At 33.4% G+C, this 18,137-nt stretch carries 12 protein-coding genes and 6 pseudogenes; 7 read left to right on the top strand and 11 right to left on the bottom strand.

The window, feature by feature from the left end; translation table 11 throughout:
- Window positions 1–401: 401 nt before the first annotated feature.
- Window positions 402–1,220 (top strand): transporter associated domain-containing protein, encoded by an 819-nt coding sequence (locus ABLO99_RS08640; protein ID WP_114517186.1) that lies wholly within the window; start codon window positions 402–404, stop codon window positions 1,218–1,220.
- 459 nt (window positions 1,221–1,679) lie between these two features.
- On the opposite strand, the pseudogene ABLO99_RS08635 reads toward ABLO99_RS08640, so the two are convergent.
- Window positions 1,680–2,002: pseudogene (locus ABLO99_RS08635) on the bottom strand (transposase); the annotation flags it as partial.
- Window positions 2,003–2,041: 39 nt separating this feature from the next.
- Here ABLO99_RS08635 and ABLO99_RS08630 point away from each other — a divergent pair.
- From ABLO99_RS08630 to ABLO99_RS08620, 3 genes are all read left to right on the top strand, one after another.
- The gene (locus ABLO99_RS08630; RefSeq protein ID WP_349968552.1) at window positions 2,042–2,227 is read left to right on the top strand and encodes a hypothetical protein; all 186 of its coding nucleotides are present in this window, start codon (window positions 2,042–2,044) and stop codon (window positions 2,225–2,227) included.
- A gap of 258 nt (window positions 2,228–2,485) precedes the next feature.
- Window positions 2,486–2,674, top strand: a complete 189-nt coding sequence (locus ABLO99_RS08625; protein WP_153295556.1) for a transposase — start codon at window positions 2,486–2,488, stop codon at window positions 2,672–2,674.
- Window positions 2,595–2,822: a transposase gene (locus ABLO99_RS08620; RefSeq protein WP_153295514.1), complete on the top strand. Its 228-nt coding sequence runs from the start codon at window positions 2,595–2,597 to the stop codon at window positions 2,820–2,822. The genes ABLO99_RS08625 and ABLO99_RS08620 overlap by 80 nt, the downstream gene beginning before the upstream one ends.
- A gap of 82 nt (window positions 2,823–2,904) precedes the next feature.
- On the opposite strand, the pseudogene ABLO99_RS08615 reads toward ABLO99_RS08620, so the two are convergent.
- Window positions 2,905–3,046, bottom strand: a pseudogene (locus tag ABLO99_RS08615) (IS3 family transposase); the annotation flags it as partial.
- A 110-nt stretch (window positions 3,047–3,156) separates the two neighbouring features.
- Between ABLO99_RS08615 and ABLO99_RS08610 the strand changes: the two are divergent.
- From ABLO99_RS08610 to ABLO99_RS08600, 3 genes and pseudogenes are all read left to right on the top strand, one after another.
- Window positions 3,157–3,480, top strand: a pseudogene (locus ABLO99_RS08610) (transposase DNA-binding-containing protein); the annotation flags it as partial.
- Between the two features lie 134 nt (window positions 3,481–3,614).
- A pseudogene (locus ABLO99_RS08605) lies at window positions 3,615–4,725 on the top strand (IS256 family transposase).
- Window positions 4,726–5,018: 293 nt separating this feature from the next.
- Window positions 5,019–5,851 (top strand): IS5 family transposase gene (locus tag ABLO99_RS08600; protein ID WP_349967383.1). Its coding sequence is split into 2 segments (ribosomal slippage): window positions 5,019–5,385 and window positions 5,385–5,851, totalling 834 coding nucleotides; the frame shifts between segments, so codons are not numbered across the junction.
- Between the two features lie 45 nt (window positions 5,852–5,896).
- Here ABLO99_RS08600 and ABLO99_RS08595 read toward each other — a convergent pair.
- From ABLO99_RS08595 to bamA, 9 genes and pseudogenes are all read right to left on the bottom strand, one after another.
- Window positions 5,897–6,669: pseudogene (locus tag ABLO99_RS08595) on the bottom strand (transposase).
- Between the two features lie 61 nt (window positions 6,670–6,730).
- Window positions 6,731–7,561, bottom strand: a pseudogene (locus ABLO99_RS08590) (IS66 family transposase); the annotation flags it as partial.
- Window positions 7,562–7,904: 343 nt separating this feature from the next.
- Window positions 7,905–9,248 carry a signal recognition particle protein gene (gene ffh, locus ABLO99_RS08585; RefSeq protein WP_047759401.1) on the bottom strand — a complete coding sequence of 448 codons (1,344 nt, stop codon included), beginning with the start codon at window positions 9,246–9,248 and terminating at the stop codon, window positions 7,905–7,907.
- On the bottom strand, window positions 9,233–10,792 hold the full coding sequence (locus tag ABLO99_RS08580; RefSeq protein ID WP_349967688.1) for a proton-conducting transporter membrane subunit: 1,560 nt from the start codon (window positions 10,790–10,792) through the stop codon (window positions 9,233–9,235). The genes ffh and ABLO99_RS08580 overlap by 16 nt, the downstream gene beginning before the upstream one ends.
- A 536-nt stretch (window positions 10,793–11,328) precedes the next feature.
- On the bottom strand, window positions 11,329–11,712 hold the full coding sequence (locus ABLO99_RS08575; protein ID WP_349967686.1) for a hypothetical protein: 384 nt from the start codon (window positions 11,710–11,712) through the stop codon (window positions 11,329–11,331).
- 85 nt (window positions 11,713–11,797) lie between these two features.
- Window positions 11,798–14,608: an FAD-dependent oxidoreductase gene (locus ABLO99_RS08570; protein WP_349967685.1), complete on the bottom strand. Its 2,811-nt coding sequence runs from the start codon at window positions 14,606–14,608 to the stop codon at window positions 11,798–11,800.
- 45 nt (window positions 14,609–14,653) lie between these two features.
- Window positions 14,654–15,085, bottom strand: a complete 432-nt coding sequence (fabZ, locus tag ABLO99_RS08565) for a 3-hydroxyacyl-ACP dehydratase FabZ (protein WP_349967684.1) — start codon at window positions 15,083–15,085, stop codon at window positions 14,654–14,656.
- A gap of 4 nt (window positions 15,086–15,089) precedes the next feature.
- Window positions 15,090–15,650, bottom strand: coding sequence for an OmpH family outer membrane protein (locus ABLO99_RS08560; protein WP_349967682.1), 561 nt, complete (start codon window positions 15,648–15,650; stop codon window positions 15,090–15,092).
- Window positions 15,651–18,137: an outer membrane protein assembly factor BamA gene (bamA, locus tag ABLO99_RS08555; RefSeq protein WP_349967679.1), complete on the bottom strand. Its 2,487-nt coding sequence runs from the start codon at window positions 18,135–18,137 to the stop codon at window positions 15,651–15,653.

The raw sequence follows: 18,137 nt of genomic DNA, 5'->3' as shown, positions 1-18,137 counted from the left end.
TCTATTTTATCTACTTTTTTATATATTAAAGCATAGTAGTAGTAATAGTTCTATCAATAAATTGTTATTAACTTAAAATTTAGTAAAAATTAGTGTTACTTAACTTGTGGATAAATATGTTAATAACTTCTATATGCTATTGATTTTACCTTATGATTTATGTGCATAAGTAAGATGTTTAGAATGTTAGTAATTTTCTTTTATGGAAAAACTCTACTGTCATGTATTGTTATAAAATTATGTATATGCTATTAAAAAAGTTGTTGATCAATTGTTGGTATTTGATATCAACAATTAATTCACAAGTTAATTTGACATTATTCACATGCTTATTAAACATTTAATAACAGTTTTCTTGATAGATCTGATCTAAAGACATTTTCACCATTAAAGGGAATAAATTGAATAAGAAAAGAACCTTAGTAGAAAAAATAGCATACAGAATTTTTCTCTTCCTCTTCAATAAAACTTCTGTGTTAAAAAAGTGTGCATCTGATGCATTAATGAATGATCTGTCAGATCCTAGTATATTCAATAGTCTATTAAAATTCCGTGATTGTAGTATAATGGACATAATGACTTCACGTACTGAGATATGCGCAGTAGACATTGAGTCAAGCAAACATGAGGTAATAAAGAAGGTGAAAAGTACTTACCACACTAAGATACCAGCTTATAGGAATAACTTTGATAACGTAATAGGTTTTTTTTATGTAAAAGATGTTATTTTCGATAAGAATAAAAATTTTAATCTGAGAAATATTATACAAAGTGTAATATTTGTCCCATCCTCGATGAAAACAACAAATCTTTTTGTTAGGATGAAATCTTCCAAATCATATCTAGCTATTGTGTTGGATGAATATGGTGGAACTGATGGTTTAATTTCAATGACTGATCTTATAGAAGAATTAATACCAAACATTGATAACGGGAATGAGGTAAATTCAGAATACACCATTACTGAATTATCTCAAAGTAAGTTTGAAGTGTCGGCAAGGGCCCTTATAAAAGATATAGAGGAAAATCTAAAAATAGAGTTGCGTGACTCTGAAGAGGATTATGCTACACTTAGTGGTTTGATTCTTTCAATTGCTGGTAAGGTACCTTCTGTAAATGAAGTCATAAAGTATAAAAATGGTATAAAGTTTATCATCAAGGATGCAAATGAACGATGCATTAACAAAATAATAATAGACTTAAGTGATTACAAAAATTAAATTTAATATTTTTTGGTGAAAGGTACTTTACCTTGGAAGGGGGAGATTACAGTAGCCAGATGTGCAACTTAAGTAGGGAGAAACCATAGGTGTCAAGTTAAGAGAATACACCCAATATAGCAACCATTTAGTATCCGTTCAGGGGAGTGGTTCAAGAAACGATAGATAGAAGATTGTGAAAAGGTTTTAGCCCCCATAAGTGTTGAAAGTATCAAAAATGGCGTGATATAAGGTGATCAACGGCATGCAAGTTACCTCCTGATAGTAAAACAATTGAACGTAAAAAAGAGTCATTAAGATCTAATGTAAACTGTAATAGTGCTATCTTAAATCCGTCTAAGTTGTTTCTTATTTTATAAACAAGAAATAATAAAGCTGTAATAATAATCATATAAATATACACTTTCATTCCATTCATGTCATGGGGGAGTGTTAAATAAACTGTGTCAAACCGAATTTTTAGTTCAACTCAATTCTTAACCTACCAGGAAAAAAGATATCAAGTTGAGACATAGTTAAAGCCCAATTAGACAGAGCCATTCCATTTTTGTTCTACTTTCTTTATAGCACAATATACTTGTTTATACAAGGCATTTGTGTTGGTAAATGAACCTTTGGTCTTGGTAAATTTTCTGATCTGCCTATGTAGCCCTTCAATAGGATTAGTGGTATAAATTAGCTTCCTAACGGAACCAGAATATTTAAAATAACTGGATAAATTTTCCCAATTATTTTGCCAAAACTAAAGGATACTTTTCGCCCCATTTTTCCTCTATAGCTAACTGAGGAAAGGTTTCCCAAAAGAGATAAAAAGGTATAATATGGAATTGAATAATAATAAAAGTAGAAGGATGCCAAAACCATATAGTGAAGATCTCAGAGGACACGTTTTGAAAATAGTTGACGATGACAATGGAAGCAAGATGTTCAAAATCGACAGAAAAACCATATATTGGTGGAGAAAAAGAAGAGAAGAAACAGGTAGTATAAAACCGTCATTTGGCTAGCAAAAGGGACATAGTCATAAGATAAAAGACTTAGATAGCCTGGTCAAATTTGTGGATGTAAAGCGGGATATTAAAGTTGAAAAGATAATTTGAAGAATTTGGCAATATGTGCAAGGACACAGTATATAACTATCTTAAAAAAGTAAACTATAGATATAAAAAAAACTTTTCTTTATCAAGAAAGGGATAAAGTGAAACGCGAAGAGTTCATGAAAAAGATAGAAGAAATAAACGGAGAAAACTTGATATTCATAAGGGATAGAGGACAATAAATTTTATGCATACGGATGGGCTAAAAAAGGCAAAAGGTTATTTGCAGATAAACCAGGATACAAAAGAAGGAGAGTGAGCATAATTGGAGCACTGAATGAAGGAAAAACCATGGATGGGTATTGTAACAGCGAAATATTTGAAGCATACATCGAAAATAGGCTTGTCCCAATATAAAAACCTGATCATTCTCGACAATGCGAGCTTTCATAAATCTGAAAGAACGAAAAAATTAATAGAAAGTGTTGAATGTAAAGTTTTATTTTTGCCACCATACTCGCCGGATTTAAATCCAATTGAGAAATTTTGGTTTGCTATAACGTAAGAAAGTCACTGCCAAATTTTTGGCCTGATCTGCCATTGATTTTGTTTTTTAGCACTCGGGGAAACCTTACTTTGGTTAGCTATAGCAGATCTTTGGCGGGTTTGCGCTTATCAACAGCCATCAATAAAGCATCTATAACTAATCGCTTAGCTACTCATTGACCAGCCAACTAGATCAATTATTGCTGCCAAATATAGCCAGCCATCCTTAGTTTTTATGTATGTAAACCCATACTTTATTTGGCTGACTAGTAGCTTACTATTACCCACAAATATAAATGGACATAAAAACAAAGTATTACAATATTAAAGTTTGCAAATATTAAGGGTGTAAAATGGAAAGCAAGAGTAATGAATGGGCTAAAAATGAATTTGGAAATGCTGTACTTGGGGATAAAAGATTAACTGATCGATTAGTAGATATTGCTGATAGCTTGGCAAATATGCCTGAAAGTTCAATCAATCAAGCATGTGAAAGTTGGTCAGAGGCAAAGGCAGCATATCGCTTTTTCCAAAACGAGAGTATAAAAGAAGCTGACATCTTAGCATCACATATTACAAAAACTGTTGAAAGAGCAAAAGATTATAAAAGAATTATTGTAATTCAAGATACAAGTTTTCTTTCATATACTGGCCACAAAAAAAACAAGCGGGTTGGGGCATAAGTGTTGAAAGTATCAAAAATGGCGTGATATAAGGTGATCAACGGCATGTAAGTTACCTCCTGATAGGGGAAAACTGTGTCAAACCAAGAAATAAAAATATAATTGATATAAAAAAACGGAGGTTTGACATGAGTCAAGTAAATAAAACTACCGGTTTGGTAGATTATAAAGAATTAGAAACCTGTCGTCTATACGAGAAGGAAGACCGTTGACAGGAAAGGAGGGAGCATTAACACCATTTATAAAAAAGCTGCTGGAGGCGAGTCTAGAAGGTGAAATAGAACACCACTTGTCTGGTGAAAGCGAAGAAAATAATCGAAGAAATGGGAAAAACTTTACGTACAACTCATTTGAGTTGTTAACACCTAGAGACAGGGAAGGAAGCTTTGAACCCCAAATAGTTAGAAAAAGACAAACAACAGAACTTGAAGCAAAGGTCTTAAGCACATTTGCCAGTGGCATGGAGATATAGCGTCACATATTGAGGAAATTTACGATCACAAAATATCGGCGGCAGAGATATCAAGTATTACTGACAAACAGTAATCAACGAATGGCGTAGTCGTCCGCTGCAGTCTGTATATCCGATAGTTTTCATGGTTTTTTAAGGAGTTGTGTAAGTAAATGTATGTATAATATATTAGCAAAATGGCAGAAAAGAAGTTTTATTTAGCTGAAAGTGAAGTTCTGGTTGGGAGTACTAAATGATCTCAAAGAGAGAGGAGTGGAAGATATTCTAATTGCATGTGTAGATGGGCTAAAAAGCTTTCCTGCAGCAATAAACGGTGTGTTCCCTAATGCAGAATGTGTATAGTGCATCAGATACGTAACTCACTGAAGTATGTAGCTAGTAAAGAGTTTTTTGAGTGATTTAAAGAAAAGCTTCAAGTAAGGAAATTGCCGAGAATTATCTGTTGGAATTAGATGAAAAATGGGGCACAAAGTACCCTATAATCTTGGCAGAATAATTGGGAAAACCTATCTGGTTATTTTAAGTATTCCGACCCAGTTAGGAGGATAATCTATACTACTAATCCCATAGAGGGGCTACATAGGCAAATTAGGAAATTCACCAAAACCAAGGGCTCATTTACTAGCATAAATGCCTTGTATAAACAGGTATATTGTGCTATAAAGAAAGTGGAGGAGAAATGGACTATGCCTGTACATGATTGGGCATTGACTATATCTCAGCTCGATATTTTCTTTCCCAACAGATTGAAAATTGAGTTGAATTAAAAATGCAGTTTGACACAGTTTATTTAACACTCCCCAATTTTCAGAAAAAATATAACCTGAGGTTCAATATTATTGCTGGTATTGTGAATCTTAAGCACTCCTTTTAGTTAACCTTGATTTTAGTCACCCTCCTTTCCTTTTTTTTATCGCTTGATTCGCAGCAGGTCTTATGTTTCAAAATCCCTTGCTAAGTGTGCCCAACAGATTTGCCTATTTTTATCAAAAAAATAATTAGAGGTTGTCCACAAATCAAGAAATAAGTAGTATATAAAGGCAGAATATTGAGGTAAGAGATGAGGAAAAAATATCCAACAGATTTAAGTAAAAGGGAATGGTCCCGAATAGAAAAACACTTCAGGGTATCGTATAAGAAAGGAGGAAGGCCGCCAAAATACAGTAAGTGTGAGATACTGAATGCAATTCTTTATGTACTGCGCACAGGATGTCAATGGCGCAATTTACCACACGATTTTCCGTTGTGGAAGGCTGTGCATGAACAGTTTAGAAGATGGAAAAAGCAGAGGATTTTTGAGAAAGTGAACTATGATATCACTAAATATAGTAGGTCAAAAATGGGAAGAAGTGAGGAGCCAAGCGCATGCATAGTGGATAGTCAATCGGTAAAAATCACGGAAAAAGGGGGGTCAAAGGTTATGATGGTGCAAAAAAAGTAAATGGGAGAAAAAGACATATAATCACAGATACTCAAGGATTTGTGCTTGGTTGCTATGTAGGAGCTGCAAGCGAAAATGACAGAGATGGGGTGAAGATGGTATTGGACAATATGAAAGAAAAATACAGCAATATTAAGAAAATGTGGGCTGATATGGGGTACCAAGGAAAAGATTTAAAAACCCATATAGAGGAAGAACATGGGATAGATATTGAAATTGTGAAAAGACCTCCATGTAGGTTTTGGGTGCATAAAGATACACCACCAGAACTATTGCCACAACGGGATCCTGGATTTGCAGTACAACCGAGAAGGTGGGTGGTAGAGAGGACTTTTGCTTGGATCAATAGAAATAGAAGGCTATCAAAGGAGTACGATTTACTTACAACATCTACTGAAAGTTTCATATATCTGGCTATGAGTAAAGTTATGTTAAGTAGGGAATATGCTTGAATTTAATGGTTTGTGGACAACCTCTTATAGCTCTTCTCATAATAGTCAGAATAAAAAAGCAGAAACAACAGCTTGAAGGAAAGACTTAAAAATAGGGATATTTTTTTCTAGCTCTGTTCTTTATAGCAAACCACTGATGCTCAATTTCGTTAAAGTCTGGAGAATATGGAGGAAGTTCAGCACCAACTCCTTTAGCAAGATCATCTATTTTAGATTTATAGAAAGTAGCGTTATCAAAGTTTGGCCAGACCTTAAAATTGGAGTTAAAAACTGCTCAAACCAAGCCTCGAAAACATCTTTATTGCAGTAAAGGTCAATGGAGCAATGATTTTCTTTTTATTTAGAGCTATACTGACGCGCTGAGTTTTTTTACCTGATTTTAGTGAATGAAACCTCTCTCCTTTTCTGCAATATCCGTATGTTCTGTATTGTCTATTCCAGATTCGTCAATATATACAAGATTTTCATGACGTTTTGTTGCTATAACTTTTGAAAATTGAGCTCGCTTTTCTTCATTTCTTTCTTTATATCCGTAGATCTTGTAAATCCAATATTTTTAAGTGCTCGTTTGTCGACTGATATTGCCCCAGCATTTCTGACTGAGTTTTGCCACTATGGTTTTTTGCAAATTTGGTAAAAACATTCCAGTCGGTAATTTTATCTACGCTTCCAGGCTTTTTTGACTGAAAATCTCCCGTTTCCTTACGCCTTTTCTGCCACTCATATAGAGTCGTTTTTCCAATTTTAATCTCTTGGCAACAGTTTTCTCCTTCATCCAATGCTTTTTTCCTTAAGTCGTAACTATACTCTGCTGGCATACAAACCCCACTACCATAAATCCATATCTTAACTTGTTTGGATTATTATGAGAAGAGCTATATATGCTGCGTACCTGTCAGTTATTACCAAGCTATTACGATTGCAACATACATTATTTTTTAAAACTTTCATTCCTCTTGACTCTGTAAGTTTTACGAAACTCTCTTGATTACTAACAAATATCCAGCACCAACCAATTTATTGTAATGGCTCGTTTCATCAATATGCAAAACTTCACTTCTGCTTATTTCTTGCTCGATTTGCTCATACGTTTTTCCGCATTTTGACGCAACTCTATGTTCACTATTTGATACGCTGCCAACACTTATGTTCAAATTAAAAATGTCATTTATGATACTAGCAACTTCACGCTTTGAATTTTTGTAAAACCCACTTAATGCTGCAACTACTGACTTAACTCTTGGTCCAAATGTATCTGACATAACACCTTCTGGTAACTTGCTGCTTCTTCTTTTTCCACATTTCCTACAACGTCCATGCTCTAATTGATATTCTACTACATAGGGCTTGATCTCCGGAAGATCAACTTTCTGATGAATGTACGGTTTGTCGCATAATTGCAATCTCTCCTCCGCATTCGCAAGAATTCTATCTTTATTACTTTATCTGCATCCATTTTAGACCGATAATTGCCTTTGTGCCCGACCGACCACCAACATTCCTTTCGCTCTTTGGCCTGTCTTTTTTTATTTTGTATAATTCTTTAGAGCTTGGCAGAGATGAGTTTTTTGAATTTAAACCTAGCCTTTCCTTTAACTCAGCATTTTCTATTTTTAGAGCTTTATTTTCTTCCTCTAACTCTTTTATCCTTGCCTCCAATTTTTCTATTCTTTGCTGTAAATTTTTGCAGACTTCTAAAAGATTAACCATATTACCTCACATTCATTCTATGATTATCTTTTTATCACTCCTCCGTCCATCTGTTTCTCCACTCCCCTGAACGGATACGTATTTTTTCTTCTCATATCTGACACTCCTTTATAATTTGTTCATATTTTTATCTTACTTTATTTCCCTGTCAGATTAAGTCTAAACTATTACACCTAAGTTTACTACTTTCAGGACAATCTCTAACTTATTATCAATTTTTATTATTATGCCAATTCCAACTGCGGAAATTTATTAAATTTGTTACTCCACGCTAAAATAATATACTTCACTACTCAACAGCAATTACAACTGATGGTTTTATTTCTTTCTACTACCTATTGACTTACTTTCTGCTCAGCATATTCATTAAATCAGATTCTTTGAGTTTACCATGATCAACTTTACTGAACTTATTTACCATAGAGCTCATTTGATTATACTGCTTAATTAAAAGATTAACATCAGTTACACTTGTCCCAGACCCCTTAGAAATTCTAAGTCTTCTTTTGCCATTTAAAATATCTGGATTTTGTCTTTCTTTTTCAGTCATTGAGTTTATAATGGCTATATATTTTTTCACTTTATTATCGTCTGGCACACCGCTGCTTAGCTTTTTTGTGAATGAACTAGGAATGAACTTCATTATGTTGCTAATACCATCCATTTTATTGAGAATTTTCAACATTCCTACCAAGTCGTTTAGGTCAAATTTACCCCTTTTTACTTTCTTTTGTAACTTATCAATTTCTTCCTGACCAACAATCTCAGCAGCTTTTTCAACCAATGAGACAACATCACCCATGCTAAGTATCCTTTTTGCAATTCTATCGGGGTAAAAATCATCAAGGTCACTTAATTTTTCACCACAAGCAATAAATTTAATTGGACAATCGGTGATCATTTTCATAGAAAGAGCAGCACCACCACGTGCATCACCATCAACACGGGTAAGAATAATGCCGGTTACACCTATTGCCTCATTGAATGATTTGGCAATGTTGACTGCATCCTGGCCTATCATTGCATCTGCTACTAAAATAACTTCTGCAGGTGAAGCTATTTCCTTTATAGTTTTCAACTCACTCATCATATTATTGTCGATATGAAGCCTGCCTGCGGTATCTAGTATTAATACATCATAATTATCATTTTTTGCTACTGCTACTGCCTTTTTTGTAATTGCAATGGGCTTCTCGTTTATCATTACAGGTAAAGTTTGCACATCTATTTGTCTGCCTAGCACTTCAAGTTGTTTTTGAGCAGCTGGTCTATAAATGTCTAAAGAAGCGAGCATCACTTTTTTCTTTTGTTTTTTTAACTTTAAAGCAAGTTTCCCTGAGGTAGTTGTTTTACCTGCACCTTGTAACCCCACCATCATAATCACAGCAGGGGGTTTAACTGCTAGGTTTAAGTCACTTTTTTCTGATCCGAGAACTGCAGCTAAATTATCCTGCACAATTTTGATTATCATTTGCGCTGGAGAGACACTTTTTATGACTTTTTCTCCAATCACTTTATCTTTAATGTCGTTGATGAATTTTTTTGCAACTTCAAGTGAAACGTCAGCTTCAATTAAAGCTATACGTATTTCACGCATGGCAAGATTAAAATCATCTTCAGAAATAATTGACTTTCCTCTCAGTTTACTAAATACAGAATTTAAACTTTCGGTTAACGACTTAAACATAATAGCATTAGTAGAATACTCATTAAAAAGAGAGAAGAAGCTGAAACAAAACTCACTGAGTTATAATCCAGCACTTCTTTAAGTTTAGTAATATTATTAAAGTATAAGCCAACAAGTGGATTAGTCAAGTTTTGCACTACGCTGGCAAGCATTTCTCTAGTTTTAGAGACTAACTGATTGAACAGCAAGATAATATAGGGTATGAAAGCTCTAAAAATCCAATCAACATCCATTTTAAAATTTATTCTCGGGTAAAATAACTTGCGTAAAAGAATGAACAATAAAGTGGTACATAATAACAAATTAAATTGCGACAAAATATTTTTTGTGTTGTACACAAAATCGAAAATCGAAGGTTTATTGTAAATAGGTAAGTAAGGATTGCCAGCAATTACGCATATAAATGCTAAAATAATCATAGTCATTTTGCCTCCCCTCTCTGCTAAAGGTTTCGACTTACTTTTTACAATAAATATGTAGTAAAGAAACTTGAGCCCCACGCTTAAATAAAGCAGTAAATTTAGAATCTTGTATAAGTTTTTATACACTTCTAAATTAGCACCACTTGCTTCAATCTCGGCTGTAATGTATGATTTACTAATAAATCCAGCGGTTCCAGGAAATGCAGCCATTGTAAGTATTGCAATTATAGCACACATGCCTTCCACTGACATTAAATTACCCACTCCATTAAAACTAATTGTTTTTGTCCGCGAAATAATCGCATTGCTAACCACAAACAATAATGATTGATAAACGAGAGAGAAAATTATGTGTAGCATCAAAATTGGTATTGCCTTTTCCGAAGGGCTGAGTAAACCTCCTGCAATAATCAGCAAGCCCATTTGTCCTACAACATTGTAGCATAAAAATCTACGAATATTTTGCTCAAGAGAAGCAAATATAATGCTGTAAATTGCAGTGATGGCGCCTACAAGCGCTAATATTTCAGTACAATCTTGCCATAGGTTATAAGTGTGTAAAAGCATCACTAAAAAGGAGATTTTAGTAGTAAATAAAGAGAGATATGTAGTGCCATGTAGCGATGCAGCAGGATATGCATCAACAACCCAAAACGAAAAAGGAAAACAAGCACAGTTTATCAATAAACCCCAAATTATCAGGTTAGTGCTTTGAAATGCCAATCCTGCTATTAATATAACCCCAACCAAAAAGTGTACGCAAGCGTACCTTATTGCAGATCCACTATCTCTACAGCTAGCTGCAATAATAAAAGATGCACTGATGGTCATTAATTCAAAGAATACTACAACTAATATTATCTGCTCAGATAAAATTGCACACAATGAGCTGATAGTGTAAGCAGCAAAAGAAAGCATCTCTGAAAAACTCAAATTTTTTGCTGGTAGAACAGCTAAAAACGCAACTGATAGAAAAGATATTAGTACGATACGGAAAGATAAATCATAATTTAGAACTGGATGAGACCAATTTAATATATTACCTAAATTTTCAGGTAGTGTTAGTACTATAACTATTAATGCAATCAGCAGAAGTAGCAGTGACAATTTATAAAGCTGCACAATGATGTAAACCAGTATGGTTTATGCTACCTCAATATACGAATAAAATCAATTTGCATATTAACCACTAATTAAACTAATTACCATATAATTATATCAGGGTTTAGAGGGTTATAGAGAAACCGGTCAGATTAGGTTTTAAATCTAATCTGACCGATAGCTTTAATAGTGAGGTAAGCTTTAATATAGCACTCCTAATTCATAGTGCTACACTCGTGCATAATTTATTTTTAATTTGTGCACGAGTGTTAGTAAATTATTTACTTTTTGAAATAAAGTTTGACATTACTTTAATACCAAGAACTTCAGTAAGTCTGCCAGTTGAAAGTTATTTACTCGCTTTCTCTTAAGTATCTGCATAAATCTAATGGAGTTGGCAGTTTTCAATTCACTCATTCAACTTTTATGACCTTTGCAATAGTTGATCCTATTAAAGAATTCTTTGTTAATTTAGTCTGTATCAAGTGCTGTAATTACGAAATTTGAGCAGCAGATACTGGAACTAAGAAAGCTCTTTAGTAGCTGTATAATGAAAATTAGATTATAAAATTCTCTAACAGTACATTCTGTGTTTCACCTTCATCCACAACAAAAATATAATCAATATTATATTTGTTTAATCCACCTAATATTCTCTCTTGGAAATATTTTTCACCATAACCTTCCATAATAACACTTATATAGTCAGCACTATCAATATCAGAGAGCTTATTACATATTTTTGGATCTTTGACTGTGTAGTGTTGCTTAGATTTACACTCATTATCATCATCTTTACAAAAAGAAATTTTTCCTTTTTGTTTATTATCTGCAGTCATGATAAATCTGTTACCTTCTTGATCTTTTGCTGTAAATTGATTACTGTTCTTGTCTATAGAGTATTTTTCCTTTGGAAATTCCAGTGTTAAGTGATATTTCATAATACTACCTTAATAAAAATTGTTATTGTAGTATAGATTTATTAATAAATAATATATATTGTAGTATAACTAGTACGAAGTGGGTTTAATCAACATCAGTAGGTTTACCAGCTGGACCCATAAGGATTATTTTCTCTCCTTCTCTTAAGTGTCTGCACAAATTAGTGGAGCCGCCAATTTCAAGCACAATAGTGGAAATAATTCCTTTTTTTTTATCTACTTCAGTGCCAGTTACAGCTATACCTTCCATAGCAAGGTTTGTATTATTGGCTTTTCTGCTATTGGTTTCAAAATTTTGCAACCTAAAGAATTGTCCAGGTTTAAAATTCTTTGCCGCAAGTGGTGCTTTGATCACTATTTCCACAACTTTGTCGGTTAAGTATTGGACTTTTATAACCTTTGCAGTGAATTGCTCTTTAATTTTGTTGAAGAATTCTTCATTAGTTGCAGCGTGTGACGCTGGCCGGCCATTATTTAAAAGCTGGGAAATAATAGGGTAACCATTCTTAGCGCTTGCCATAGCTTTCACGACACTGCCACTATATGAAGGATGAAGATCACCAAAAAAGCTAATTGTTTTATTGCCTTGCTTATATACCAATATCCTGTCTTTATTCTGCATCTTAGGAGAAAATATTGGATCTATTTCTTTTCCTGATAAATTCAAATGAGTAAAATACCCATTGCTTAATTTAAAGTGCTTTTTATCTTCTGTTGCAATAACTGTATTTGGCTCAGTACCTGCTGCTATAAAAATAGAACGTGCTTTCATGTATTTGATTTCGCCGGATTTTGTGTCTATTAGTTTTATTGATTCAGCATGATTATATTTATCCGTCACAACTTTAACTGGCTCTAAGTTTTCAATAAAGTAAATCCCTTCTGATAGTGCATTTTGCACCTCTTCGCTATTTAATCGATAACTTGGTGAGTCTTTTAGCTCTTTTCTATATATAACTTTTACTCCCCCGAGACTTTGCATGAATTCTAATATTTTTATTTTTCTACTCTCTTTTTTTGCTAACTCTTGCTCTGCTTGGATCAATTTTGCGTGCGATATGAGCTCATTTGCAATTTCATATTCTTCTTCTGTCCAATCTTTTTCGACATATTTCTTTCCATACTTATCAACCAATATTTCATAACGAAGAAGAAATTTTTCTACTTGAATCGGATAGTAAGCTAAAGCTTCAGTAGCAGTATCAATTGCAGTGAGTCCTGCACCTATGACAATTATCGGCATGCGAACTTGCAGATTTGCTATAGAATCACACTTAAGAGCGCCAGTTAGTTGTAACAACATAAGAAAGTCGGATGCCATGCGCACTCCACGAGCTAGCATGTTTTTTATTTTGATCATTCGTGGCTTACCAGAGCCAAGTGCCAAGGCAATGTGATCAAAACCCAAGTTGAATGCGTCATCAACGGTCATCGTACCTCCAAAACGAATGCCTCCATAAAGTGCGAAATTCTCACGTCTTTTCAATAGTAGTCTAATAATCTTTAAGTGATTTTTATCCCACCGAGAAGTAATGCCATACTCCGCCACCCCACCAAACCCATCTGCCGTGCGTTCACTCAATTTTTCGTATTTGAGATCTTTAATTAGCTGGAAATTATCAATCAAAGGTTCAATCTTTAGTCCATCAATGGAGATAACGCTATGCCCATCATTCAACAAATGATGAGCTAAATTAAAACCAGCAGGACCAAGGCCTACAACTAGGACGTTTTTTCCGGTGGTTTCTTTTGGCAATGGACGTTGAAAATTTAAAGGATTCCAACGGCTAAGCAGAGAATATATTTCAAATCCATACGGTAAACTGAGCACATCATCTAAAATCCTTGTTTCAACCATTGGCACATTTACAGGCTCTTGTTTCTGATATATGCATGAGTTCATACAATCATTGCATATTCTGTTCCCAGTAGCCGCACATAATGGGTTATCTATCATCACAATTGCAAGACTTGCTATGCTGTACCCTTCGCTTTTCACCAGATTCATTTCTGATATTTTCTGTTCTAGTGGACAGCCGTGCAAATCAACTTTCAGTGGGGATTTTTTAAAGATGTTATTATTATTGACTAGCCCCTTTGAGCAACTATCCTTATTTTGCTTATGACAAAATATGCAGTAGTGAACATTATCTAATGCTTTATTCAAACTCACTTTTTCACTTGTTAGGTCAAAACCATATCGTCTTTTTGTTTTGCTTGAATACAATACCTCAACTTCGTCTACTTCTTTTTTAAAGAACGATACGAGATTTTCGTGATCAATTTTTCTGTGAATACTAAAAAGTATACTTTGTTTGTTTTTCACTCTCCACGCTGCATATTGAGCTGCAATCTCTATTTCTTCTTTATGATTTTCCCTATCTTCAAACCAGTGCATTACCTGCTCGGCAAAGGTTTCTTCTGTTGTCGGTAAAGTGAGAAGGCGGTTTAGCTTGCTAGTAACAAGATCAATGTTGATATTTGTTATATCAGCGTATTTCTTCAATGCATAGCGCTGAACAAATAATCTTTTGCACTTATATACTATAGTAAAGTCATTATGTTTTTTCTTTAGCTTCTCTGCTTCTTTTTCAATATTAAAAAGTTTTGCAATAAATTCATCAAGTAAATACGAGAGGTCTATTATTAACTGGCTATGACAACCATCTGTCATCCAAGTAGCTGACACTGGGATCTGTCCTTCTTGTTTTCTAGATCCCAGTGTCAAGCACTGGGATGACATCAAAGAAGAAGCTGCTTTTTCTCTTGCTTCAATTAATAAACAAAACAAGCTTTCATCGCACGATTTTACATAATCTAAAAACGCCTCATCCAATTTTATTAATCCACTGCGAGTGTATAAGTTTGAAAATGAGATTTTGAAATTCAGTTGCATCGTTATACTATACAGTGTACATACTGTTTTTTGCAGATGAAGATTTTATTTGTTTTGCAGTCTTGCTAAGATTGTTGCTTCTGCAGCCTTTTCTTCCCCAACATATGCAACACACTCAAATTTACATGCACCCAAACGTGCATTTTTTATACTGGATTGAAGAATCAACGTGTCCCCTGGAATAACTGGCCTTCTGAATTTTGCGTTTTCAATAGACATAAAGTAAACAACTTTATTTTCTATTGTTTTTTTACCGAGGACACATATAGCAGATGCCTGAGCTAAAGACTCAATTATCAAAACTCCTGGCATTATCGGATGGTCAGGAAAATGACCAATAAAAAATGGCTCATTGAAAGTTACGTTCTTAATTGCTTTTATGCTTTTACCATGGTCACATTCTATTACTCTATCTACTAGGAGAAACGGATAAGAATGTGGTAATATTTTCATAATATCACTGATATTAAATTGCATAAGCTTACTCAATGCTTTGTAAAGCAAATTCAGGTATTTCCTTATTTACATTTTTTAATACCACATCTGATAAATCAACCTCATCCATAGAGTATAGAACTTGATTCTTTTTTGAAATAAGTAGTACTAAATCTATATTGTTTTTTTCTGCTGTTCTTTTAGCAGCTTCTTTTATCTTATTAAAAACACTTTCTACTGCTTCTCTATAGTTTTCTTCTAAATTTGACATTTTTTTAGCGTAATTATCCCTAACACTTACAGCGTGCTTATTAAATTGTTCTGCCCTTTCTTTTTTTGCTTCTTCTGACAAAAGGTCAGATTCTTCTTTTGATGGCTTAAGTTTTTCTAACTCATTTTCAAATTCTTGCTGCAACCTAGAATTCTGTTCCTTTATTTGTTGTTGTATATTTTGCAGAGCCAGAGATTCATTGATAACTTTGTCACTATCAATAATAGCAGCCTTTGTATTAAGCACGCCCTGAGATTGATATCCTACAAACTTATATCCCACAAACATGGAAATAATTAATGCAATAACTGATATTAATAACTGTATATATCTCATTCAAATCCCCGCTTCAATAGAAATTTTAACGTTTGGTGATAGTATTATATCATAAGCTTCCTTTACTAAAGGGAACCCAAAATCTAATCTAAGTCTACCAAAAGGAGAAGGCATTGAAAAGCCAAAACCTGGTGATACTCTTATAAGCTTACTATCATAATATTGCCCACTATACTTCTCTCCTTTATCTAAACCAAAAAGTGTTGCATAGTCAACAAATAGTGAGCCTTTGATACCAACATAGTCATATAGTTTTGGCAGTGGAAAGTCCACTTGCTGCGTTAGATTAAAATAAGTTTTGCCTCCTAACGAACTTTTATTTTTATCTTCCGCTCTTGGCCCAATACCAGAAAGATCAAACCCTCTAATTTCATTACCTCCTTTAAAAAAATTTTGGCCAATGTTTAGTGGTTTATCAGTATAAGAAAAAATATGACCTGCCGCCATCTTAAAGCGTAGCGTTATATCATCGTCAATTTTGCTTAATATAGGATGTGTATAAAAAGATAAAAATTCAGATTTTAAGAAATTCACGGTCCCTCCAAGTCCTGAGATATCCTGACTTAAGCGCAATAAATATCCTTCTCTTGGAGCGTATAGGTTATCCAATTTATTATATGCTAACGTGTATCCCACTGATGAAATCTTATATTTACCTGCTTGGTTCAATACTATAGAAGAGATGCTATCACTGTTTTTCTTATCTTGATCCGTATTTGTGTTGTTATTGCTAGAATTAATGTAAGGGTTGCTAGTATCCTTAAGGTCACTAGGACTGCTAATAGGATTAATAATGTTTTCTTTTCCAATTCTTTCATGATCTGCTGCGGTAAAAAATGCATCGCTATTTTCCTTGCCTTTATCAATGTATATATGGTTATATTTATAGGAATAACAAATGGAATTAGTTAAATTTTCTGTAATCTTGTATGATAATCTTGTTAAAAACCCCATATTGTGGCTACCAAAAGTAGTGTTTGGCTTATCTTGTTTTTCATAAAATAAACCTATACCTAGTGATGTGTCAGAGTCATTAAAGTTATTTTCAATAATCTCAAAATCAGTAGAAAGTACGTGTTGACTTTTTTCGAGAGCAAAAAAGAGCTCTTTTCCAGTACCAAATAAATTCCGGTCTTTGAGCTCAGTTTTAATAAATGCTCCACCAGGAAGAGACACACCTCCTCCCAAATACGACGAAGTAGTGTTTTTTTCTTTAACATTTAAGTCAAGATTTACTGCATCATTATTAACTGCGTAACTATTTATTTTCACTGTTTCAAAAAAATCACTACTCATTAGTTTTTTACGTGATTTTTGAATCTCAGATGTGTTATATGCGTCGCCTTCTGCTATACTGAGCTTTCTTCTAATTACTTTATCTAAAGTGCGATCATTACCATCAATAGTAATTTGGTTTATATAAATCTTTTTACCCGGTAGCACTTTGTAAGTTACATCCATAATATTGTTACGTTGTGTAAATTCTGGATTAACTCTTGCAAATATATACCCTTTTTCATTTAAATGTTTACTTATTTTTTCTACTGTATTGTTAATTTTAACTCTATTAAATATCTGATTATTTTCTTCTGTGATAAATTCTAATATTTCTTTCCTTAAACTTAAATCCTGAATCTCAGCTTCAATATCAACTTCATTATTTCCAAATAAATATTGCTGCTTTTCATCAATCAAAAAAGTTAACTCTATTTGGTTGTTATTATCAATCTCAACAATTGGTTGGATATTATTTTGAATATATCCTTTAGATGAGTAGAAGCGATCAAGCAGTTCTGTGTTAATCAGTAGATATTGAGGTGAATAATGAGTTCCGCTTTTAAAAATTGCTCTAAATAACTTACTAAATATATCATTGCTATGTCTTTTGATAACTTGCTCTAGCTCATTTGCTGAAAAATTTTTGTTACCTATGAATCTTAAACCCTTAATTTTAGAGGTTCTGCCTTCTTTTACCTTAAAAATCAGATTGATCCTATTGCTACCAAGCTTATCTATCTCATATGCAATTTTAACACCAATTTTACCGCTATTCCTATAAAGAGTAACTAGATTTATTAAATCGTTTTGTAATTTTGTTTCAGTAAAAATAGTTAGTGATTTCAACTGGATAACGTTATTTAGCAACTCTTTACTGTTAAATAACTTATTGCCCTTCAATATTACTTTGTTAATTAGTGGATTCTCCTGAATTTTTACTACTAAGTTTGCTTCATCATCCATATAGGCGTTAACACTAGCAAATAACTTTGTTTTATATAAACCTTTTATAACTGAATCTATATCATCATCATTTATATAACTACCTGGTTCTAATTTTGTATAAAACCTTATTGTTTGATCACTTACTCGCTCATTTCCAATATACTTAATATCTTTTATCTGTACTTTTTCCTTATTTTCTAGAGCAGCAAGTAGAATAGGAAAAGAGATAAAAATTATTATTAGTATGTGGAATAACTTTCTCAT

The organism is Wolbachia endosymbiont of Armadillidium arcangelii, from assembly GCF_040207875.1.
In the GTDB taxonomy this organism is placed as follows: Bacteria; Pseudomonadota; Alphaproteobacteria; order Rickettsiales; family Anaplasmataceae; genus Wolbachia.
This window is presented reverse-complemented; position numbering and strand designations above follow the sequence as displayed.